The organism is Bacillus sp. GW821-FHT11D08, from assembly GCF_058808515.1.
This window is the reverse complement of record NZ_JBXARS010000001.1, coordinates 39,118-59,266: the sequence shown is the minus strand read 5'-3', so window position 1 is coordinate 59,266 and position 20,149 is coordinate 39,118. Positions and strand designations below refer to the sequence as shown.

23 protein-coding genes and 1 pseudogene are annotated in these 20,149 nt (G+C 44.4%); 11 read left to right on the top strand and 13 right to left on the bottom strand.

Annotation, left to right across the window (positions count from 1 at the left end; translation table 11 throughout):
* Positions 1 to 38: 38 nt before the first annotated feature.
* From narK to AC1RRX_RS00310, 3 genes are all read right to left on the bottom strand, one after another.
* The gene (narK, locus tag AC1RRX_RS00320) at positions 39 to 1,229 is read right to left on the bottom strand and encodes a nitrate transporter NarK (protein ID WP_007407632.1); all 1,191 of its coding nucleotides are present in this window, start codon (positions 1,227 to 1,229) and stop codon (positions 39 to 41) included.
* Positions 1,230 to 1,361: 132 nt separating this feature from the next.
* Positions 1,362 to 3,032: an arginine--tRNA ligase gene (gene argS / locus AC1RRX_RS00315; RefSeq protein ID WP_094032563.1), complete on the bottom strand. Its 1,671-nt coding sequence runs from the start codon at positions 3,030 to 3,032 to the stop codon at positions 1,362 to 1,364.
* On the bottom strand, positions 3,029 to 3,457 hold the full coding sequence (locus AC1RRX_RS00310) for a YwiB family protein (RefSeq protein ID WP_007407634.1): 429 nt from the start codon (positions 3,455 to 3,457) through the stop codon (positions 3,029 to 3,031). The genes argS and AC1RRX_RS00310 overlap by 4 nt, the downstream gene beginning before the upstream one ends.
* 153 nt (positions 3,458 to 3,610) lie before the next feature.
* Between AC1RRX_RS00310 and AC1RRX_RS00305 the strand changes: the two are divergent.
* Positions 3,611 to 4,123, top strand: a pseudogene (locus AC1RRX_RS00305) (bacteriocin biosynthesis protein AlbG); the annotation flags it as partial.
* 6 nt (positions 4,124 to 4,129) lie between these two features.
* On the opposite strand, the gene AC1RRX_RS00300 reads toward AC1RRX_RS00305, so the two are convergent.
* Together AC1RRX_RS00300 and AC1RRX_RS00295 are read right to left on the bottom strand one after the other, a co-directional pair.
* Positions 4,130 to 5,506, bottom strand: coding sequence for a YncE family protein (locus tag AC1RRX_RS00300; RefSeq protein ID WP_144463840.1), 1,377 nt, complete (start codon positions 5,504 to 5,506; stop codon positions 4,130 to 4,132).
* Positions 5,507 to 5,545: 39 nt separating this feature from the next.
* Positions 5,546 to 6,901, bottom strand: a complete 1,356-nt coding sequence (locus tag AC1RRX_RS00295; RefSeq protein WP_144463839.1) for a YncE family protein — start codon at positions 6,899 to 6,901, stop codon at positions 5,546 to 5,548.
* Between the two features lie 230 nt (positions 6,902 to 7,131).
* Between AC1RRX_RS00295 and AC1RRX_RS00290 the strand changes: the two genes are divergently transcribed.
* From AC1RRX_RS00290 to AC1RRX_RS00260, 7 genes are all read left to right on the top strand, one after another.
* Positions 7,132 to 8,277, top strand: a complete 1,146-nt coding sequence (locus AC1RRX_RS00290) for a response regulator aspartate phosphatase (RefSeq protein WP_033574379.1) — start codon at positions 7,132 to 7,134, stop codon at positions 8,275 to 8,277.
* Positions 8,261 to 8,380, top strand: a complete 120-nt coding sequence (gene phrF / locus AC1RRX_RS00285; protein WP_015240778.1) for a phosphatase RapF inhibitor PhrF — start codon at positions 8,261 to 8,263, stop codon at positions 8,378 to 8,380. The genes AC1RRX_RS00290 and phrF overlap by 17 nt, the downstream gene beginning before the upstream one ends.
* Before the next feature lie 197 nt (positions 8,381 to 8,577).
* The gene (locus AC1RRX_RS00280; protein ID WP_007407640.1) at positions 8,578 to 8,781 is read left to right on the top strand and encodes a helix-turn-helix transcriptional regulator; all 204 of its coding nucleotides are present in this window, start codon (positions 8,578 to 8,580) and stop codon (positions 8,779 to 8,781) included.
* Positions 8,782 to 8,794: 13 nt separating this feature from the next.
* Positions 8,795 to 8,998, top strand: a complete 204-nt coding sequence (locus AC1RRX_RS00275; RefSeq protein WP_007407641.1) for a hypothetical protein — start codon at positions 8,795 to 8,797, stop codon at positions 8,996 to 8,998.
* 34 nt (positions 8,999 to 9,032) lie between these two features.
* Positions 9,033 to 9,218: a DUF4177 domain-containing protein gene (locus AC1RRX_RS00270; RefSeq protein ID WP_007407642.1), complete on the top strand. Its 186-nt coding sequence runs from the start codon at positions 9,033 to 9,035 to the stop codon at positions 9,216 to 9,218.
* 185 nt (positions 9,219 to 9,403) lie between these two features.
* On the top strand, positions 9,404 to 9,685 hold the full coding sequence (locus AC1RRX_RS00265) for a hypothetical protein (RefSeq protein WP_007407643.1): 282 nt from the start codon (positions 9,404 to 9,406) through the stop codon (positions 9,683 to 9,685).
* Between the two features lie 43 nt (positions 9,686 to 9,728).
* Positions 9,729 to 10,241: a stage II sporulation protein M gene (locus AC1RRX_RS00260; RefSeq protein ID WP_031378560.1), complete on the top strand. Its 513-nt coding sequence runs from the start codon at positions 9,729 to 9,731 to the stop codon at positions 10,239 to 10,241.
* Positions 10,242 to 10,831: 590 nt separating this feature from the next.
* On the opposite strand, the gene AC1RRX_RS00255 is transcribed toward AC1RRX_RS00260, so the two are convergent.
* The 3 genes from AC1RRX_RS00255 to speE form a co-directional block, all read right to left on the bottom strand.
* On the bottom strand, positions 10,832 to 11,050 hold the full coding sequence (locus AC1RRX_RS00255; protein ID WP_003151056.1) for a helix-turn-helix transcriptional regulator: 219 nt from the start codon (positions 11,048 to 11,050) through the stop codon (positions 10,832 to 10,834).
* Positions 11,051 to 11,217: 167 nt separating this feature from the next.
* Positions 11,218 to 12,090: an agmatinase gene (gene speB, locus AC1RRX_RS00250; RefSeq protein ID WP_007614448.1), complete on the bottom strand. Its 873-nt coding sequence runs from the start codon at positions 12,088 to 12,090 to the stop codon at positions 11,218 to 11,220.
* Positions 12,091 to 12,148: 58 nt separating this feature from the next.
* On the bottom strand, positions 12,149 to 12,979 hold the full coding sequence (gene speE / locus AC1RRX_RS00245; protein WP_003151052.1) for a spermidine synthase: 831 nt from the start codon (positions 12,977 to 12,979) through the stop codon (positions 12,149 to 12,151).
* Positions 12,980 to 13,178: 199 nt separating this feature from the next.
* On the opposite strand from speE, the gene AC1RRX_RS00240 reads away from it, so the two are divergent.
* Positions 13,179 to 15,251 carry a transglycosylase domain-containing protein gene (locus AC1RRX_RS00240; RefSeq protein WP_033574377.1) on the top strand — a complete coding sequence of 691 codons (2,073 nt, stop codon included), beginning with the start codon at positions 13,179 to 13,181 and terminating at the stop codon, positions 15,249 to 15,251.
* A gap of 24 nt (positions 15,252 to 15,275) precedes the next feature.
* Here the strand turns inward: AC1RRX_RS00240 and AC1RRX_RS00235 are convergent, their stop codons facing one another.
* The 3 genes from AC1RRX_RS00235 to AC1RRX_RS00225 all read right to left on the bottom strand — a co-directional run bounded on the left by AC1RRX_RS00235 (position 15,276) and on the right by AC1RRX_RS00225 (position 17,041).
* Positions 15,276 to 15,707, bottom strand: a complete 432-nt coding sequence (locus AC1RRX_RS00235) for a hypothetical protein (protein WP_144463838.1) — start codon at positions 15,705 to 15,707, stop codon at positions 15,276 to 15,278.
* Positions 15,708 to 15,850: 143 nt separating this feature from the next.
* Positions 15,851 to 16,369: a YwhD family protein gene (locus tag AC1RRX_RS00230; RefSeq protein ID WP_007407649.1), complete on the bottom strand. Its 519-nt coding sequence runs from the start codon at positions 16,367 to 16,369 to the stop codon at positions 15,851 to 15,853.
* 12 nt (positions 16,370 to 16,381) lie between these two features.
* Positions 16,382 to 17,041 (bottom strand): site-2 protease family protein, encoded by a 660-nt coding sequence (locus AC1RRX_RS00225; protein WP_003151043.1) that lies wholly within the window; start codon positions 17,039 to 17,041, stop codon positions 16,382 to 16,384.
* Positions 17,042 to 17,146: 105 nt separating this feature from the next.
* On the opposite strand from AC1RRX_RS00225, the gene thmT reads away from it, so the two are divergent.
* Positions 17,147 to 17,335, top strand: a complete 189-nt coding sequence (gene thmT / locus AC1RRX_RS00220) for a 2-hydroxymuconate tautomerase (RefSeq protein ID WP_003151042.1) — start codon at positions 17,147 to 17,149, stop codon at positions 17,333 to 17,335.
* 37 nt (positions 17,336 to 17,372) lie between these two features.
* Here the strand turns inward: thmT and AC1RRX_RS00215 are convergent, their stop codons facing one another.
* Positions 17,373 to 17,792, bottom strand: coding sequence for a MarR family winged helix-turn-helix transcriptional regulator (locus AC1RRX_RS00215; RefSeq protein WP_020957978.1), 420 nt, complete (start codon positions 17,790 to 17,792; stop codon positions 17,373 to 17,375).
* 385 nt (positions 17,793 to 18,177) lie between these two features.
* Between AC1RRX_RS00215 and AC1RRX_RS00210 the strand changes: the two genes are divergently transcribed.
* Positions 18,178 to 19,557 carry an amino acid permease gene (locus AC1RRX_RS00210; RefSeq protein WP_032865071.1) on the top strand — a complete coding sequence of 460 codons (1,380 nt, stop codon included), beginning with the start codon at positions 18,178 to 18,180 and terminating at the stop codon, positions 19,555 to 19,557.
* 64 nt (positions 19,558 to 19,621) lie between these two features.
* Here AC1RRX_RS00210 and AC1RRX_RS00205 read toward each other — a convergent pair whose 3' ends face one another.
* The gene (locus AC1RRX_RS00205; RefSeq protein WP_007407653.1) at positions 19,622 to 20,122 is read right to left on the bottom strand and encodes a YwgA family protein; all 501 of its coding nucleotides are present in this window, start codon (positions 20,120 to 20,122) and stop codon (positions 19,622 to 19,624) included.
* Between the last annotated feature and the right edge of the window lie 27 nt (positions 20,123 to 20,149).

Sequence of the window (20,149 nt, the reverse complement as noted above, 5' to 3'; positions counted from 1 at the left end):
CTCACCCAGAAAAAACTAACAATCTTGTGAATGGATCATTATGAATTGAGGCTCTGACTGTTTCTCTCCGTATGTGTTTTCATTCTTTCCTGCCAATACATCCAGATCACAAGGACAAAGCTGGCTAACGCGACCTCTGAAAGCGCCATAAACCCGATCGCGTATTGGCCTGTTGCCTGAAATACACTTGCCAGAATCAGCGGAGGGAAAAAACCGCCCAGTCCGCCCATGGCAGACACAATTCCGTTGGCAATCCCCGCTTGCTTCGAAAAATAGAAAGGCACCAGTTTAAATACCGTCCCGTTTCCAATCCCTGAGCAGACTGCCACCGTCAGCGATCCGAACGCATAAAGGCCGATCGTCGGGGAGAATGACAGCATGACCCCTGACAGCGTAAGCCCTGCGAAAACGAACATCAGAATGCGGAGCGGGCTCAGTTTATCTGCAAGAAACCCTCCCACAGGCCTGAGCAGTGTAGAGACCGCAATAAAGCCGGCCGTCCGCAGACCGGCGTCCGCAGGGCTCAGCCCAAAATGCTCAACCAAAAAATTCGGAAGATAGATGGTAAAGGCGACAAAGGCGCCGAACGTAATAAAATAAAACAGGCTCAACATCCACAGCACATGATTTCGGTAAACGGCTTTCATTTGTGTCTTTATGGAAACTTTGACTTTCTTCTCATGCCGGTCGCCGAACAAAACGTGCAATAATGCGAAAACAGCCAGCAAAACAAGATACATCTGCACGGTTGCTTTCCATCCCGCGGCTTGAGCGATAACCGGCGCCGCAAAGGTAGTAACGGCGGTCCCGATGTTTCCGGCACCGTAAATCCCATTGACGACACCGTGCTTTTCTTTCGGATAATATTTCGGGAGGGACGTCACTCCGATGGAGAATACCGCTCCCCCGATCCCTAAGAAAAAGCCGCCCGCGATTAAATCAAATAAAGAATCCGCGATACTGATCCAAAATACAGGAAACAAAAGCAGGATGAAGCTGATCATAAACATCAGCCGCGCCCCATACCTGTTCGTTAAATATCCTAAAGGAATACGGAGAAGCGATCCGAGAATAACGGGAATCGCCGTCACCAATGAAATCTCGCCTTTGCTTAAATGAATATCTGATGTCATTTGAGAAATGAGCGATGAAATCAGCACCCACACCATAAACCCTGCCACTAAGCTTAATGACTGCAACGATAATTGAATATGTTGACGATTGATCATTCGGCTTGCCCCTTTCACTGATTCAATATCAGTCTTATCATACAAAAACTCAGTGTGCGGGATTGTGAATTACATCACACGCTTTATATACAAAAAAGAACAAAGCCCGAAGACTTTGTCCTTTGATCATCATTACATTTTTTCCGGAGCGGATACGCCGATCAGCTGAAGCGCATTGTTCAGCGTAATTTGCGTCGCCTTCATTAAAGCGAGACGCGCGCGGCTCTTCTCTTTATTTTCCGGATCGATGACTTTCTCCGCATTGTAGAAGCTGTGCAGAGCGGAAGCCAGATCATAAATATAGTTTGTGACACGGTGAGGAATGCGTTTTTCCGCCGCTTCTGCCACTGCCTCAGGGAAGCCGCCGATCGTTTTCAGCAGGTCATATTCTTTTTCTGATTGAATATGGCTGAAATCAAGATCTGCCGCCGGTTTAAGTCCCTGCTCCTCCCCTTGGCGAAGCATGCTGCAAATACGTGCATGTGCGTATTGTGCATAATACACAGGGTTTTCGTTAGATGTGGATACGGCAAGATCCAAGTCAAAATCCATGTGCGTATCAGCGCTGCGCATCGCGAAGAAATAACGCACGGCATCCAAGCCGACTTCTTCAATCAGGTCGCGCATCGTTACGGCTTTCCCCGTACGTTTGCTCATCTTCATTTTTTCGCCGTTTTTGTATAAATGAACGAGCTGAATGATCTCAACTTCCAATGTGCCTTTCTTGTAACCGAGCGCTTCAATCGCCGCTTTCATACGCGGAATATACCCGTGGTGATCCGCGCCCCATACATTGATGAGCTTGTCGAATCCGCGGTCAAGTTTGTCTTTATGGTATGCGATATCCGGCAGCAAATAAGTGTATGAGCCGTCTTTTTTGATCAGCACACGGTCTTTATCGTCGCCGAACGATGTGGAGCGGAACCATGTCGCGCCGTCCTCTTCGTATACATGGCCCTTTTCGCGAAGCGCCTCAAGCGCCTGATCAATTTTTCCGTTTTCGTACAGTGACGTTTCAGAATACCATACGTCAAACGGCACGCGGAAATTTTCCAGGTCGGAGCGAAGTTTATCAAGCTCGTACTTTAAGCCGTATTCACGGAAAAACGCCTGACGTTCGCTCTCCTCTTCGTGTACGAAACGGTCGCCGAAATCTTCGGCAAGCTTTTTCCCGATGGCGATAATATCCTCGCCGCGGTAGCCGTCTTCCGGCATCGGTTTCTCGAGACCGAGCGCTTCAAAATAACGGACTTCAACGGAAAGCGCCAGGTTGTTAATCTGGTTGCCCGCATCATTAATATAGTATTCGCGGCTCACATCATAGCCCGCTTTAGAAAGCACGCTGCACAGCGCGTCACCTACCGCCGCGCCGCGCGCATGGCCTAAGTGAAGATCTCCCGTCGGGTTGGCTGATACGAATTCGACCTGAATCTTTTCGCCTTGTCCGATGTTTGTCTCTCCGTAATGTTCACCCGCTTCAAGCACGGACGGAATCAGTTTTGTTAAGTAGCTGTTGTTCATGTAAAAGTTGATAAAGCCGGGTCCCGCAATATCCATCTTTTCAATGGAAGCTTTGCCTTTATCAAATGATGCCACGATCTCCTCAGCGATTTGGCGCGGCGCTTTTTTTGCGATTCTCGCCAGCTGCATCGCCATGTTTGTGGAATAATCACCGTGTGTTTTTTCTTTCGGCGTTTCTAACAGTACGCTTGGAATCTGGCTTTCGTCCGCCAGGCCCGCTTTCAGAACGGCCGCTTTGATTTCTTCCTTCAGCACGTCCTTCATTTGTTCCGCAATGTTCATGCGTGAGTTCCTCCCTCATACGTGATCGTCATATTATGTAAATGCTGCTGCCCGTCTCCGACATGCATGTCATATGCGATGCTGATTCGGCCTTTTTCTTCACCGAGATCAGATTGAATCGATTTTGTGCTTGTTTCCAGCTCAAGCTCACCAAATGACATTTTATATTTCGCAATTGTGGAAGCTCCCGTTATGAAACGCTGATTCATTTTAACAGCGCCTGACCTCATGATCAGGACTTCGCCTTCGCTCACCTTCACAATCGTTTTTACTTTGCCTAGGTCGTGTTCTTCATAATAAGATAGATACACTTTTTGTTGTTTTACATAGTAAAATCCGGTAGTACGGAATTCGATGACTTCATCATTTCCGTCATCCTCGATCACAGACTTCACATGGAGTGTTATCGGTGTCTCTTGCTTCATTTTGACACGTCCTTTTCATCATTCCACTTTGACTTGAATAGTATAATCATTCAGCTTGTAAACTTCAACTGCTTCTATCTTACCATCATTGCTCATTAGATTTGAAGATAAACCTCATAAAAAGCAGTTCCTTATGAGAAGAGAAAATCATATCACTATGTCACCCAATCCGTAAAAAACATGACAGCAGCTTTTCAGAAACTCACACAGTCTCATCGAAGCTGCTGCGACTTCCGGCAACATAGATTGTGCAGCAGAAATGCCAACGATGTCAAAGCGCTGCGTGACAGCTATAAAAACGTCCGCCAAACACACGTGATGGCTGCTGTATTATGCCAAGTCATCATATTCGGCTGCGTGTTCGAAATCGTCAAAGCCGTCCCTTTCCGCTTTCACACGCCCCTTGCCGTATCAATGGGACTCGCGGTGTTACTGATTTTGTATTTATTGTATTTTATGCGGACGTACTTGCTGCAGCTTTTCCAGCATGTCAGCCTGTTCAAAAAAGGGCATGCGGGAGCGCTGACAGGAGCCGGGGTTTGGCGGATGCTCAGTTTCACTGTAAGTGAACTGCTGTTTTTAATCATCCTGGCTGCCATCCAGCAGATCGGCTCATTTATTTATAAACGATTTTTTTATCGCAGCTCTGCTTCTCTCAACCTGTGAAATAAGCTACATCGCAATCGCTGACGGACCAGTCCCAACCGGAATCACCGTCATGGCTGTATAATCACTCGTGCGGTACACGGTTACGGTATTGTCGTCGGGCTGTGCTGCATAAATGTACTGATTATCAGGTGTTACGGCGAGGTCAAAGGCGCCGGGCAGAGACACGTTTGCAATGATCCTCTGTCCAGCCGTATTAACTACGTATAAGTTATTAATGAGAAACGGTTCACTATATGGCTCTAGAAAATAAGCCCTAGTGCTATCGCGAGAAAATACAATCGTCCTCAGCGTTTCAAATAAACGGTTGAAGTCGCCTCCCCTGCTTAATGGTGACAAACTGATCTCCGTTACCCCTTTCGGCAGCAGCTCACCATTCAACACATACGCAAAATTTCCAGCGTAAGGAGTGGCAATTAAACTGGGAAATTCAAATGTATCTATGATACTTTCTACCAACTGCCCAGTATTTACATCATATTTATCAACCGACCAACTGCTTCCATTAGCGGTATAGACATACTGTCCATTCGGATCAAGAGCAAAGTCTAAAGCGCCGGGTATCGGAATGACATCAATGACCGATTGAGAGGCCATGTTGATCATATATATAGATCCGGCGGCCATCACGTACGCGAACTCATCTGTTGAATCAAATTCAACCTTTCTCGGCCCTCCTCCAACAGTGATGGTATTTATGATGGTTAATGTTTTATTATCTAGCACTGAGACAAGGTTGGTATTCCCATGGAGGACATACGTGAAAGCTTTATCGAAAGTAACGCCTAGATTAGTTGGCACGTCAGAAAAAGGGATTGTTTTTACAACAGTGTTTAAATCTGAATCAATAACCGAAACCGTGCTGTCTCCTGAATTGGCTGTAAACACATACGATTGAGGGTCTGGCGGTGGCGGTAAAACAAGCGTCCCGGTCACCGTAAGCGGACTGCCGTAGAAAGGCGGTACAATGAGAAGATCTTCCACTGTTATTTGACTGAAATCAGGACAGCGGCCAGACTGCGCTGCATAATAAACAACTTGATCAATCTCTTCAGTATGAATCACAGAAACAGACCCGTCCCCTTGTCCATATTGATTTCGTACAGGCGACACACTGACAAGAAGCGTAACGGTCCCTTTTACTCTCACGGCATATCGAACACCGATATCTTCTGGTTCCGGCCCAGTCTGGATTAAGCAAGGCTCACTGATACATAATAAATGATCAGTACTCCATGTAACTGTCGCAGCTGCTTCGGCAGAATCAATGGTGAACCCCTCGGGAATGTCAATCGGCACTTGAAACGGCGCTTCTCTGCTAATTTCCTCATCACAAAAACAGAAACAATTTTCCTGTAAAGCAGACAGATCATTCTTTTTCATGAATTCACGTCCTTTTAGAAATGCACAGCATGCAGTTGGTTAAATCACAATATCTCCCGGTGAAACCCCAAGAGATATCACAGTTTCCACAGAATAATCATCCGTGTTGTAAACAGTGATGTTCTGCTCTAAAAAATGAGCAGCATACAGAAATTCGCCATTCGGAGTAAACGCAAAGTCTCTTGCCGATTGCGGAACATTTCCTATAACGCCTGCACCATTCGGACTGACAGCATATAAATTGCCAGTGAAGCTGTCATGTAAATACACCTCTGATCCACTCGTAAACATTACATATTGGCCATCAGGCTCCAGCTCTTGGGTAATGCTGATCGTAAACGTATTTAAGTCAATAACCGTCAAATAATTGAATAAGAATTCTTGTTCTAACACATACGCATACCTCTCCAGAGAATCTGTTTCTATGGATGATACGATAAGATCTCGTTCAATCGTTCCTGTGACTTCACCGGTGAATAGGTCCACTTTTTGCACTAAACCAAAATCAAGAACATAGGCGAATAACCCATTGGGATCAATTGCAAAATCAAATCCTTCCACAGGAATCGACCTATCCACAGTTAACGTATCAATTCCAATCACATAAATCGCAGTATCGCCGAGAACATAAGCAAACTCATGATTTGGGATACATTTTATCGATCCAGGCGGCTGATCCAGCAGTATGGATGCTGTCACTGTTAAAGTGTCATAATCGATGACAGAAATCACATTATTGTTGAAGTGCAAAACAAACACAGCACTTTTATCCGGAGTTATTTCAATACCTGTCGGCCGGTACGGTAGAGCAATCGTTGTCACAACAGTATGAGTGTTTGTATTAATCACAGAAACTGATTGATCATTTGGATTCGCTGTAAACGCATAAACGGGTTCCGGCTCAGGAACAAACACAATCGTGCCCGTCACCGATAAAGGACTGCCATAGAACGGCGGAACGACAACAAGGTTCTCGATCGTAATGTCACTGACATCCGGGCAATCATCGGGTTCATCAGAATAATAGACGACTTGGTCAATCTCTGCATTGCGGATGACAGAAACAGACCCGTTCCCTTGTCCATATTGATTTCGCACTGGTGAGACACTGACGAGAAGCGTAACAGTTCCCTGCAGGCGCACTGCGAATTGAACACCGATTTCATCAGGCTCTGGCCCCGTCTCAATGAAACAGCGTTCAATGACACAAGAAAGGCCGTCTGCATTCCACGTCACGCCTGCAACAGCTTCAGCCGGATCAACGACAAACCCCTCAGGCAATTCAATCGGCGCTTGAAACATCGCTTCACGGCTTGCTTCTTCCTCGCAAAAACATAAACATTCTTCTTGTGCGGCTCCTGCTTTTTCTTTAAAGGAAAGCTTGTTATTTCTCATATCTTCACTTCCTTTTCAGACATACACTGCTCACGCAGATACAACAGAATATGGGAAGGTGTATTTGTTTGCTTGTACAAATTGTGGGGATAATAGTGGATTTTTGAAATGATATCCGCAGACATGCGGTTTTAACGAAAGAAAACATTGCGGTATTTTTGCGCTATCCTTCCGAATGAAAATGATAAAATATGTCATATACATAACGTGGAAGGGAGGGATTCGGAATAGTGGCGAGTGTTTTATCATCTTCAGCGGTTGGAGAAAAAATCAACGAATGGTATATGTACATTCGAAGGTTCAGCATCCCGGACGCCGAGTACTTGCGGAGAGAAATCAAAGAAGAACTTGCAGGTCTGGAAGATGATCAGGATCTTCATCTATACTATTCTCTCATGGAATTCCGCCATAATCTGATGCTCGAATACCTCGAACCGCTGGAATCGCAGCGGATAGAAGAACAGCCGAGACTATCGGATCTGCTCGCGGATATTGATAAAAAGCAGGCCCGGCTGACCGGACGTCTTGATTATTATTTTAATTTTTTCCGGGGGATGTATGAGCTGGAATGCCGTGAATATCTTTCAGCGATTCAGTTTTTTAAGAAAGCTGAATATAAGCTTGATTTTGTCAAAGATTGTATCGAGAAAGCTGAATTTTATTTTAAGATGTCAGAGTCCTACTATTATATGAAACAGACTTATTTTTCTATGGATTATGCCCGGCAGGCTTATAAAATTTATCATAAGCAGGAGGCATATAATATAAGGGTGCTTCAGTGCCATTCATTGTTCGCTACCAACTTTCTTGACTTAAAGCAATATGATGAAGCAATTCAGCATTTTAAAAAGGCTTATGCCATGGCAGAGGCAGAACAGCAGCCTCAATTAATGGGCCGGACTCTATATAATATCGGACTTTGTTTTAACAGCCAAGAAAATTACAAACCAGCCATTGACTACATAAAACGGGCAATAGCTGTTTTTGAAGATGGGAACATCATCACTTCTCTCCCGCAAGCCTATTTCTTAATCACACAAATACATTATAAAATCGGAAATATGGCCATAGCCAGACAATATCATGACAAAGGGGTATCTTATGCAGAGGAGGCAGAAGATTCCTTATATATAGTGGAGTATGAATTTTTGGAATCTTTGTATGTCGGTGAGCCTGATGAAGAAGCAATCATGGAATGTTTTGACTTTCTCAGAGATAAATCGATGTATGCTGATCTTGAAGATTTTGCCTTAGATGTGGCAAAATATTATCATGAAAGAGAAAATTTCGAGAAGGCTTCCGCATATTTTTTAAAGGTGGAAGAAACAAGACAGCAGATTCAAGGAGGTGTGAAGTTGTATGAAATTGAAGTATAAATTAGCACTTACTTGCTTGGCAATAAGCACTGTTTTTGTTTCAGCCGACATCGCAAGTGCACCGAAACATCAATTTGAAGTTGCTCAGCGCGGAATGATTTAAATGATGATTACTTTTAGGCTTGCAGGTTAAACTGCAAGCCGTTTTTTATATAAACAACTAATTTGCAAAAACAAAAATCATACCTTAAAATTCAAATGTGTAAAAAGTATTTGACACACATACATATATTATTTAAAATAAATATATATAAATTTGAAAATTTAAAATAAAAACAAAAATATTTAAGGAGGGTTTTAGTGGATAACAATATTAAAAAACTTAGAACAGCAGCTGATATTTCACAAAATGATCTGGCTAAGCTCTGCAATGTGACCAGGCAAACCATCAATGCAATTGAAAATAATAAATATGACCCGACATTAAGTCTGGCTTTTTCGATAGCTCACGCATTAAATACGGGAATAGATAAAGTATTCAACTATAACGCCAAAAAAAAGTAAGGGAGCGGTTCTTATGAAGAAAATGGATGAGATGCAAAAACACCAATCGGGTATAGCCGCCAGAATAGCATTTAGTTTTTATACTGTCGCTTTACTGATATGGTCATTAATAGATTATTTTAAAAACGGAAATACAGGATGGCAATTTCCAATACTTTTAATAGGCTGCGCGCTCTATTTATGGATTCAAGTTTATCATAATCGAAAAACAAGGTAACAATTCCAATACACTTCCGGAGGATTATACAGCAATGTACGAATATAAGTTCATAAAAGTAGAAGTAAACCGATGGAAAGGAAAGCCTAAAGAAGACTATAAAGAAATTATTGAAAAGTATTCGCAGCAAGGATGGAAGCTGGTTCAAATATTTGCTCCTCCTATTTCAGGTTATGGGGCAGCCGATTATTTTGATATTATTCTTGAAAAAAAAGTATAAATGTTTCAGTACAAAGAAAGCCGGATCATACATATGGTCCGGCTTTCTTTGTACTGAAATAAGTCAGCAGATACCTTAACGGATTTCACCTCTTAAATATTTTTTCGGAAATCCGCAATTCAAATAGCTTCCAATATATTTTATTATTTAACTTGCTGGGGATATTGAAAAAATTGGAGGAAAAAATGAGTCTACTTTTAAAAACACAAAATAGTAAAGCGATTTTTACATTAGTAGCATCAGGAATCATTGTTCTCGCTCTTTTCAGTATAAAACATAATCATTTAAGCATGGATGTCATCGATATTTTAAACAGAGCTGGAATAATAGCTCCTAGTTGGATTGTCAGTGCTATCACCGCAACGGGTTCAGTCCTGGCTATCATTACTGTTTTAGGATCTCTTGGTGCAGGCTTGCCTTTAGCCGTTTTAGAACAATTGGCTGCAGCAAGTACAGCAGCAGCTTAACATAAAACATTAAATTCAATATCCCTGGCAGTCCCTTAAACGAATGGATGAAAATACTTTGTTTAAAAAGAACGTTTTAGTCAAATTGTACATACTCTGTCTGATCTTATTTTTAATTGCTTTATTTACAGCATATTTTTATACAGATCCCGCTTCAAATGTAAATAATCTAAATCGAAATATCCGTCCGGATTTTTTTCAGATTTTCTTTAATAATATTAAAGTAGCGAGTCTGCTTGTTTTTCTAGGCCCGTTGACGCTGTCACTCGGCACGATTGCAGTTTTAATTATTAATGGATTCATTTTAGGAAATGCGATAGGAAACATCAAAGACAATTTAAACCTTTTACTGCTTGTTATACCCCATGGAATAATTGAAGTGCCGGTATTGCTTCTTGCAGCTTCTGTAGGAATGAAATTAACTTTGGATTTATTACTCCTCAAAATAAATTTAAAATTCACTTTTAAATATATTGGTATTATATTTCTCGGTTTAATGATAGCAGCTATGTTAGAAACATTTCTTACACCTATCTTTATAAAAGGAGTCTCTTAGGATTATGCAAATTGAATTATCTTCATTTAAGGACCGAAACATTAATTTTTTGTCCTCATTTTTGTTTTATATTATCGGGTTAGCTTTTTATTTAAGTTCCCTATTACCTTTTATGAAAAGTTTAATTCCCAAAAACATCCCTATACAAGTTGTTGAGCAAGTAAAACATTTAGATTATATCATTGCGATAGCCGCACTGTTTCTTTTAATGTTCGGGGTGATTTTTGAAGGATTTGTATTATTTCTCATTATAAATTTTCTTGGCGCTCAAATTAAGATTAAAACCTTTTATTCCCTATTTATGTTTTCTAACATCCCGGTCGCAATTAAGTTTTTTCTTATATCATTCAAAAACATTTTCGCAGAACATCCAAACACTAGTTTATTTTTCACAAGTAATCATTTGATTTTTTCTATCTTTGATTTGTTCAATATTGCATACTTATTTCTTTTGTTTATTCTTCTGAAATGGAGAACAAATTTGAACTACCTGACAATCTCAGTTTTTATTTTTACGGCATTCCTGTATAGAATGTTTTTTTAGCATATATAAATAAACCCCCTCAATAGGGGTTTTTCTTTCATTTCGTTCACTGTATACAATTCCTTTTATATGCTTCCGAAACAATACCGACTCTAGTACTCACATTCCACTTTTTACAGAGACCGGCTATGATATATTCGACATTACGCTGCGAGTAGTTTAATGACTTAGCGATCTCTTTATTAGGTTTTTCAGCAATTATCAGTTTAATTACTGAAATTTCAATCTTTTTTAATTCCAATTCATTTTCTACTGCTGTTTTCATTCTAACTTCCTTTCTAAAAATGTATTTACTAAATAATACCCTATTATATAATTTTTATCAATAACATCAATTATTAATGGTAAAATAATATGTTGCTTTTACTAACTTCTAAGTAGTTTATATACAATATAAAAATCCCCCGCGTGTTTCAAGCGGGGGAAATTCTTTTATTTCACAAACCCAAGCAGCATTTCACGAATCATCTTGCTTGCCGTGTTTGCGGTTTGTTCTGAGTGGTCATAGACCGGCGCAACTTCTACGAGGTCAGCGCCTTTTACATTGACTTCTGAGCGCGCGATTTCATGGATGGACGCGAGCAATTCTTTAGACGTGATGCCTCCTGCGTCAACCGTGCCCGTTCCCGGCGCATGAGCGGGATCAAGAACGTCGATATCGATGGTGACATAAACAGGGCGTCCCGCAAGCTGCGGCAGCACTTTTTTCAGCGGCTCAAGCACTTCAAACTTAGAAATGTGCATGCCGTTTTCTTTCGCCCATTCAAATTCTTCCTTCATTCCGGAACGGATGCCGAATGAAAATACGTTTTGCGGCCCGATGAGCTCGGCCGCTTTTCGGATCGGAGTAGAGTGGGAAAGCGGTTCGCCTTCATAATCCGTGCGCAGGTCGGTGTGCGCGTCAAAATGAATGATGGCAAGGTCCGGAAACTTCTTATACATGGCTTTTATGACAGGCCATGATACAAGGTGCTCCCCTCCCATGCCGAGCGGGAACTTTCCTTTTTCTAAAATGCTGTCCACGTATTCTTCAATCATATCAAGGCTTCTTTGCGGATTGCCGAACGGAAGCGGAATGTCTCCGGCGTCAAAGAAATTCAAATCAGCCAAGTCACGGTCGAGATACGGGCTGTATTCTTCAAGACCGATAGACACCTCGCGGATTCTCCCCGGCCCGAATCGTGAACCCGGACGGTAGCTGACCGTCCAATCCATCGGCATGCCGTAAAGGATGGCGTCCGCCTCTTTCCAGTCGGGGCGGCTTGCGATAAATACTTTTCCTGAATATGCTTCATCAAACCTCATGATAAAACCCTCGCTTTCCTGTAAAAAAGCGCAAGATTCGCTCCTGCGCCGTACGTTTTTATTTGATTAAGTCGCTCACAAATTTCGGAAGAACAAATGCCGCTTTGTGAAGCTCTTTCGTGTAATATTTCGTGTCGATGTCAAAGAAACGGCTGTCTTCCACTTCAAGCGGATCGTACTTTTTAGAACCGATCGTAAATGTCCACAGGCCGCTCGGATACGTCGGGATATTAGCCGTATACAGACGGGTGATCGGGAAGATTTCTTTCACGTCACGCTGTACGTTTGTAATCAGCTCCGGTGTAAACCACGGGTTGTCCGTCTGCGCGACGAAGATGCCGTCTTCTTTTAATGCCTTGGAAATTCCGGCATAGAAGCCTTTTGAGAACAGATTGACGGCCGGTCCGACCGGTTCTGTTGAATCAACCATGATGACGTCATACTCATTCTCTGATTTCGCGATGTGCATGAAACCGTCATCGACTCTCACGTCGACGCGCGGATCATCAAGCTTGCCCGCAATGGACGGAAGGAATTTTTTAGAGTATTCAATAACCTTGCCGTCAATGTCGACCAGCGTCGCTTTTTTTACGCTTGGGTGCTTCAGAATCTCTCTGATGACACCGCCGTCTCCGCCGCCGACAACGAGGACGTTTTCCGGATTCGGGTGCGTAAATAACGGGACGTGCGCAACCATTTCATGATAGACAAATTCGTCTTTTTCAGAAGTCATGACCATTCCGTCTAAGAACAGCATGTTGCCGAATTCTTCTGTCTCCACCATTTCCAGATGCTGAAATTCCGTCTGTTCCGTATGTAATGTTTGTTTCACCTTTAATGTAATGCCGAAATTCTTCGTCTGCTTCTCCGTATACCAAAGCTCGCTCAATTGTCATCTCCCTTTCAAGGCTTATTTCATTTATTGTAAGCGTCTGTATCGCTTTTATTCCGGTTAAAATCTCATTTTCACCTAAGGAAAAAGTATAGAGGATGGAGGGGAAAAAGTAAAGAAGTGTCCGGTTTGATATGTTTAAAAAACCCCCTTTTTTCACATAATAATAGAATCATGAAAAAGGGGGTCCCCAAAAGTGGATAAAGTATCTGGAAAACAGCTCAGAATCACATTCAAAATCATCCGCGCCTGCATCTTTCTGACACTGATCGGCGGAATGCTGGCCGGCGTCTGCTTCACATCCGTTCTTCTTGCAGCGAAATGGCAGGGGGCCCCCTCCGTCCGGGTTCCTCAGTCTACGATTCTTTATGCAAATGACGGCTCAAAGCTAGGTGAGACCGATTTCGGGGAAAAGCGCTACTGGGTCCGGTTAAAAGATATCAATCCGATAGCGGTGCAGGCCGCCATTGCGGTGGAGGATCAAAACTTTTACAATCACCACGGTTTTGATTACCGGCGGATGGCCGCCGCCGCGCTGGCTGACATAAAGGCAATGGCCAAGGTTCAGGGCGCAAGCACCATCACCCAGCAATACGCGAGAAATCTCTACCTTGAGCATGATAAGACATGGAAACGAAAATGGAACGAAGCATTTTACACGATCCGCCTTGAACAGAACTATTCTAAAAACGAGATTTTAGAAGGTTATGTAAATACGATATATTACGGCCACGGCGCATATGGAATTGAAGCCGCCTCGCGCCTGTATTTCGGCAAACACGCCAAAGATCTGAACGATGCGGAAGCCGTGCTTTTGGCGGGCATACCGAAAGGCCCGTCCGGCTATTCGCCATATGTCAGCGAAAAGAAGGCCAAACAGCGCCAGGAAACCATTCTCCGACTGATGATCGGCCAAAAAATGATCTCAAAAGAAAAGGCGGAAAGGCTTAAGAAAACGCCGCTTGCCTATCAGCCGCTGAAAAACAGGACCGCAGCGAAAACGGCGCCTTATTTTTACGATGATGCGATGAAAGAACTCGAGAAAAAGCTCGGCATGACGCGCGAACAGCTCGCAACGAGCGGATTGCGTGTTTATACGACGCTTGATAAGCGCATGCAGCGGATTGCGGAAAACACTGTGGCACATACGATCCGTACCGGCTCTGACATTCAGGTCGGCTTTTCCGCGATTGATCCGGCAACAGGGCGCGTGCTTGCGCTTCTCGGCGGACGTGACTACGAAAAAAGCCCGTTTGACCGGGCGACACAGGCGAAACGGCAGCCGGCTTCCACGATCAAGCCGCTTTTGTACTACAAAGCGATTCAAAGCGGCTTTACACCGGTCACGCTGATGAAAAGCGAAGCCACAGAGTTCAAGATTGACGACAACGGAGATACTTATTCTCCAAGCAATTACAACGGCTACTACGCCAATAAACCGATTACGCTGCTTCAGGCGCTTGCGTTATCAGACAACATTTATGCCGTGAAGACCCATCTCTTTCTCGGCATGAATAAGCTCGTGTCGGCGGCAAAGGAATTCGGCATCAGCGAACATTTAAAGCCTCTTCCGTCTCTGGCGCTCGGAACTGAACCCGTGCGCCCGATTGAGATGGTTAATGCCTACGCGATGCTCGCAAACGGGGGAAAACAAATCACCCCTTCCTTTATCACAAAAGTGACGGATACCGCCGGCAACGTCTTGTATGAACAGCCGCGCGGACATCAGCAGACGCTTGATAAAAAAGCCGCTTTTGTGACGGCGAGCATGATGACGGGCATGTTTGATCAGGATTTAAACGGCTATACTTCCGTCACGGGACGCACCATTTCGGACCGGCTGACCCGAACCTATGGCGGTAAATCAGGCACGACAAGCGCAGACAGCTGGATGATCGGCTTTAACCCTGCTCTTGCCGCCGGTGTATGGACAGGTTATGACAAAAGCAGCACGATTGATTCAGTAGAAGAAAAAAGCTATGCGAAGACGATTTGGGCGGACTTTATGGAGAAGGCGCTCGAAGGAGAACCGGAAATAGCGCTTAAACCGCCGAAGGGCGTCACGGGCGTCTATATCGATCCCGCTTCCGGCTACACTTCGGGACCCGGCTGCGCCGCAAAGCATTATACGTATTTCATCGCAGGCACTGAGCCCGCGGATGTGTGCTACGGACCGGAACCTTCTAAAAAAGAAAAGGAACACGCCCCCGCCCGCAAAGAAGCTCCGCGCAAAAAGTGGTGGGATAAGTGGCTCGGCAAAAAAGACTGAGCCCGGTGCATTGCGCGCCGGGCTTTAATCCGCGTCTTCCTCAAGCACCCACGGGAGCAAGAGTGAAAAGTCGAGATGGATAATAGGGTCAGGAAAACCCTTCGGTATAAAAAATGTTGTACTCGGCAATGAAAACGAAAAGCGGATATCTCCCGCCCTCTCGATATGAAACTTTGGCCAGCCTTCCCTAAGCCTGCCGACAATCGGATAGCTGCCCGCATAATGATGCAGGCCGTTTTCCTTTCCATGCTCCCCCAAGTCGTGACAGACAGCCGGACGAATCCCAAACTGCGTAAACAATCTTGTTTTCTCGGCGGGAAGGAGATTCACCGCCTCGGAAAAGTTCCGGCAGCTCCCGCAATCGCAAGGATCAGGCCATGATTTTTCGTATTGTTTTCTCGTTTCCGCCGCATCTGCTTCAATGACCCATGGCCCGTTGTCAAAGACGGTGAACATGATGAAACCTCCGCGTAAACATGAAAAACCCCGAGTCTTGGTTCGGCTCGGGACTTTCCATGTCCTGATTCTGTATCAACAGTTTACTCAGTACAATTGCAAAATAGTGCAAATATTTATAAAGTTCACAAAAAGTTCACAAATTATTTTTCTTCCGGAAGCAGACCTGTTTTCAATTCATCGGATGAACGTTCCCAGAGCCCTTGGTCATGCTTCTGCAGAAATTCAGCAAGCACCTGCTTTGAGCTGGCGTCCATTTTGTCCACGATAATGCAGCGCTTCATTGATTTATCCATTAAATTCACATGCTCCGGCAATGACTTATAGCCTCTGCGGATACTTCTGTCTACGGTCATTTCACAAGCCGTCACACCCGCGTAATAAGGGCCTTCTTCTTTTCTGTCGATGGTGACCCACACGAGCCAGTACGGTTTTCCGTTCGGCACTTCATCTTTGTTCGGCAGGAATTTGATGCCTTTTTCAACGACACTGCGGGCATGCATGGCGCCGATGTCAACGAAGGCTTCCTTCTCTTCCACATCGACAAATACCGGAGAAATATTGTCAAGGCTCAGTGCCCCGGCGCCAAAACCGCCATGTCCGTCGGTCGGATCACTTTTAATAATATTAAATCCGATTGTTTTCTTCTTTTTTTCTTCCATGAAAATACCCTCCTACAAAAGCGGTTGAAATATAATGGCAAATACCTTGAGAATCCAGTCTCTCCCCTCACTTAACAGCGGCCACACGACATAGGAGCCGACCGGTGTCACAAACAGCACGAGAAACACGATAATCCCGTAGCTCTCAAACTGAGTCATTTTGGCGCGCACCCGCGGCGGCACGAGATCCTCAATAATCCGGTAGCCGTCAAGCGGAGGAAGCGGCAGCAGGTTGAATAAACACAGCGCGAGATTCAGCTGAATCCAAATAGAGAAAAAGCGGTCAAGCCCCATGCTGAATGCAGAAAGCAGCTCCATTCCGTAAGCATGCATCAACACTAGCAAAAAGAAACCGATAAAGGCAAGAAGCAGGTTGCTTACAGGCCCGGCGACGGAAACCAGCACTCCCGCCAGCCGCGGTCTTTTAAAGGCGCGGCGGTTCACCGGCACCGGACGGGCCCAGCCGAAACCCGCGACCAAAATTAGAATCGTTCCGAAAACATCAAGATGTTTAATCGGATTGAGCGTTAATCTGCCCTGTCTCGCCGCGGTATCGTCTCCGAACCGATACGCGACATACGCGTGCGCCAGTTCATGCATCGTAAATGCCACAATCAGCGTAATCACGACATAGGGCATAAGCTCCAGCGGATAATATAAAAATCTGTCCAAATGTAAAAATCCCCTTTTTTAAAAAATGCAAGATTGTCCTTCATTCAGTATACTATAAGTGACCTCTCTTCCAAAGAGAGGAAACGATAAAGGAGGATCAGCACCATGCCGCTCGTAACCGTTAAAATGCTTGAAGGCCGCACAGATGAACAAAAACGGAATCTGGTTGAAAAAGTGACAGAAGCCGTAAAAGAAACGACAGGCGCAGCCGAAGAAAAGATCATTGTCATGATTGAAGAAATGAGAAAGGATCATTACGCCGTCGCCGGCAAACGGATCAGCGATACGGAGTAATCCTTGATAATGGCCGGCGCTGCTATGTCAGGCCGGCTTATTTCATTACTTTTTCAACGAGGCTGAAAAAGGTATTCTTTTCTTCTTCTGTTAATGCCTCGAACAGCTCGTCAATGAGCATCTGCCGGTTTTCAATCATTTGCATGGCCGCCATTTTCCCCGATTCGGAAAGCGTCATCCATACCGTGCGTCGGTCTTCGTTATTTCTCGACCTTTCCACGAAACCCTCTTTTTCTAAGTGATTCAGAGCGGTTGTCGTGGCTGAAGGCGATAATGTGACTTCCTGCAATATATCTTTAATCGTGCACGTGCCGTGCCGGTAAATAATCCTGAGAATAAATCCTCTGATATTGTTTATACTCTTCGGAATTGTCGCCTCATCAAGCTTTTTCGTGCTCTTTAAATATTTCGTGAGCGCGTAATCCAGTACATTTGCTTGCAATATATCGTACTCCATGCAGAAACTCCCCATTTCAAGATGCATCCATCATCATTTGATTGTTTTTTATTACATTTTACTGATACCTCGCGGGGAAAGTCAAAATTTCGGCCGGAAAGCCCGCAACTTTTATCCTGCCCTATACAGACTATTATCTCCTGCTTTTTCACCCATCCCTTTTATGCAATGCTGGTTTTATAGACATGATTCAGGTAAAATCATTAAGGGTGACTGCGTTTGACGGAAAGGATAATCTGATCGGATGCAGCAGACAATATGACTGGAAAAGAAACGGAACAGACGGGGAAACAGAACACAGGATTGTCGATTACACAGAAGATGTGACACGGGTAAAAGCCAAAGAGCCCCTCTTGGCTTTTGCTTTTGGATGGAGGGATGCGTGTTGCGGAATATCCTACAAAAAAAAGACATCACCCAGCTGCTTGAACAAAGCAGAAACAGGCAGACTGCCAAAACGATGGGTGGATTTGATTTAACATTACTGGGCATCGGCGCCGTCATCGGGACGGGCGTCATGGTTCTTACAGGCATTACGGCCGCGAAAAACGCCGGACCTTCCGTAATCTTTTCTTTTATCATTGCAGCCGTTGTCTGCAGCCTTGCAGCATTATGTTACGCCGAAATCGCTTCTGTTCTCCCGGTTTACGGAAGCGCCTATATTTACTCTTATACCACCATGGGAGAAATTGTCGGCCATTTAATGGGCTGGACGCTCTTATCCGTTTATATGGTGACGGCGTCGGCGGTGGCAAGCGGCTGGTCAAGTTATTTTAATAATCTGTTAGCCGAAATCGGCATGCCTTTGCCGGACAGTCTGCTGCACGTGCCGAGCCAGGGGGGCATCGTCAACCTTCCTGCCATCATCATTACTCTATTAATTGCCGTCGTTCTGTCACGCGGCTCTAAAGAGAGCAAAACCTTTAATAATATAATGGTTCTCGTAAAAATCGGAATTGTTTTGCTGTTTATCATCACAGGAAGCTTTTTTGTAAAGCCGGGCAATTGGCATCCTTTTATGCCTTTTGGAATCAAAGGCGTCATTACGGGGGCTTCTGCCGTCTTTTTTGCGTTTCTCGGATTTGACGCGATTTCCGCTTCGGCTGAAGAAGTCAAAAAACCGCAGCGCAACCTGCCGATCGGTATTATCGGTTCACTGGTGATCTGTACATTGGTATACGTCATCGTCTGTCTCGTCATGACGGGGATGGTTCCGTATTCACAGCTTAATGTGCCGGAAGCCATGTCTTATGTGTTGCAGTCTGTCGGACAAAACGCGGTGGCGGGCGTTATCGCTGCCGGTGCGGTGATCGGACTGATGGCCGTCGTTCTCGCCCATACCTATGCGGCGACCCGTATATCTTTTGCGATGGCAAGAGACGGAATGCTGCCGAAAGTCTTTACCATTGTCGGAAAGAAATCGGGAGCGCCGATCTTTAATACGTGGCTGATCGGACTGATCAGCGCCTGCATCGCGGGTTTTGTTGATCTGAAAGAGCTGTCAGATCTCTCAAACATCGGCGCGCTATTGACATTTGCCATGGTCAGTCTGTCCGTGCTGATTCTGCGCCGCACCCATAAGGATCTGCCACGGGGATTTAAAGTGCCTTTTGTACCCGTTCTGCCGATTTTGGCCATTATCTGCTGTTTGTTTTTAATGGTCAATCTGCCGCTGAAAACGTGGCTTTATTTTGCCGTCTGGCTGATCATCGGCGTCATCGTTTACTTTTTATATTCGTACAAGCACAGCAAATTGAGACAATAAACAAAACCAGGCCCGCTTTATCGCGGCCTGGTTTTTTCATCAAAAAAGACGAAAGCCATCGCCTTTAACAAATGTGTTTCAGCTCTTCTATGTAGTGAAGCGCCTCATCATATTCTTCATCCGTATATTTCTGTTTGCTTTTTATCGTAAACACTTTCTCTTTCTTTTCCTCAGCTTCAAGGCCGTCAAAATACAAAATCGTAGACACCAGCTCCAAAAACCGGGATGAGCGGCTGTTGACGCTGTCGATGTACTTCTTCATATCCGGCATCGTAAGCTCCGCATGATGTAAAAACTCGGCTCCCGTCTCCGTCAGCGAGTACCGGTATTGAAAGTAGCCGCCCTTTTTTTCCTTCACCTCATCCAGAAACCCAAGATTGCACAGCTCTTCAATTCGAAGCGTCAGTTCTTCGGAATACGGGCCGTAAAAATGAAAATCATATTTTTCGTAGAAAGGATACTGCATTTTCTTCGCGATATAAATGATTTTCTGCAGCTTTTTCCGCCCGATGATTTCTCCAGAATCCGAGAACACCTTCATCAGTTTTGCATGTTCTTTCAACAAATTCCCGACATCTCCTTTTCCTTCTTT

Bases quoted from the DNA above. Each gene is read 5' to 3' on its own strand.
- narK (WP_007407632.1), bottom strand. From the start codon at position 1,229: ATGATCAATCGTCAACATATTCAATTATCGTTGCAGTCATTAAGCTTA.
- argS (WP_094032563.1), bottom strand. From the start codon at position 3,032: ATGAACATTGCGGAACAAATGAAGGACGTGCTGAAGGAAGAAATCAAA.
- AC1RRX_RS00310 (WP_007407634.1), bottom strand. From the start codon at position 3,457: ATGAAGCAAGAGACACCGATAACACTCCATGTGAAGTCTGTGATCGAG.
- AC1RRX_RS00300 (WP_144463840.1), bottom strand. From the start codon at position 5,506: ATGAAAAAGAATGATCTGTCTGCTTTACAGGAAAATTGTTTCTGTTTT.
- AC1RRX_RS00295 (WP_144463839.1), bottom strand. From the start codon at position 6,901: ATGAGAAATAACAAGCTTTCCTTTAAAGAAAAAGCAGGAGCCGCACAA.
- phrF (WP_015240778.1), top strand. From the start codon at position 8,261: ATGAAATTGAAGTATAAATTAGCACTTACTTGCTTGGCAATAAGCACT.
- AC1RRX_RS00275 (WP_007407641.1), top strand. From the start codon at position 8,795: ATGAAGAAAATGGATGAGATGCAAAAACACCAATCGGGTATAGCCGCC.
- AC1RRX_RS00270 (WP_007407642.1), top strand. From the start codon at position 9,033: ATGTACGAATATAAGTTCATAAAAGTAGAAGTAAACCGATGGAAAGGA.
- AC1RRX_RS00265 (WP_007407643.1), top strand. From the start codon at position 9,404: ATGAGTCTACTTTTAAAAACACAAAATAGTAAAGCGATTTTTACATTA.
- AC1RRX_RS00260 (WP_031378560.1), top strand. From the start codon at position 9,729: ATGGATGAAAATACTTTGTTTAAAAAGAACGTTTTAGTCAAATTGTAC.
- AC1RRX_RS00255 (WP_003151056.1), bottom strand. From the start codon at position 11,050: ATGAAAACAGCAGTAGAAAATGAATTGGAATTAAAAAAGATTGAAATT.
- speB (WP_007614448.1), bottom strand. From the start codon at position 12,090: ATGAGGTTTGATGAAGCATATTCAGGAAAAGTATTTATCGCAAGCCGC.
- AC1RRX_RS00235 (WP_144463838.1), bottom strand. From the start codon at position 15,707: ATGTTCACCGTCTTTGACAACGGGCCATGGGTCATTGAAGCAGATGCG.
- AC1RRX_RS00230 (WP_007407649.1), bottom strand. From the start codon at position 16,369: ATGGAAGAAAAAAAGAAGAAAACAATCGGATTTAATATTATTAAAAGT.
- thmT (WP_003151042.1), top strand. From the start codon at position 17,147: ATGCCGCTCGTAACCGTTAAAATGCTTGAAGGCCGCACAGATGAACAA.
- AC1RRX_RS00215 (WP_020957978.1), bottom strand. From the start codon at position 17,792: ATGGAGTACGATATATTGCAAGCAAATGTACTGGATTACGCGCTCACG.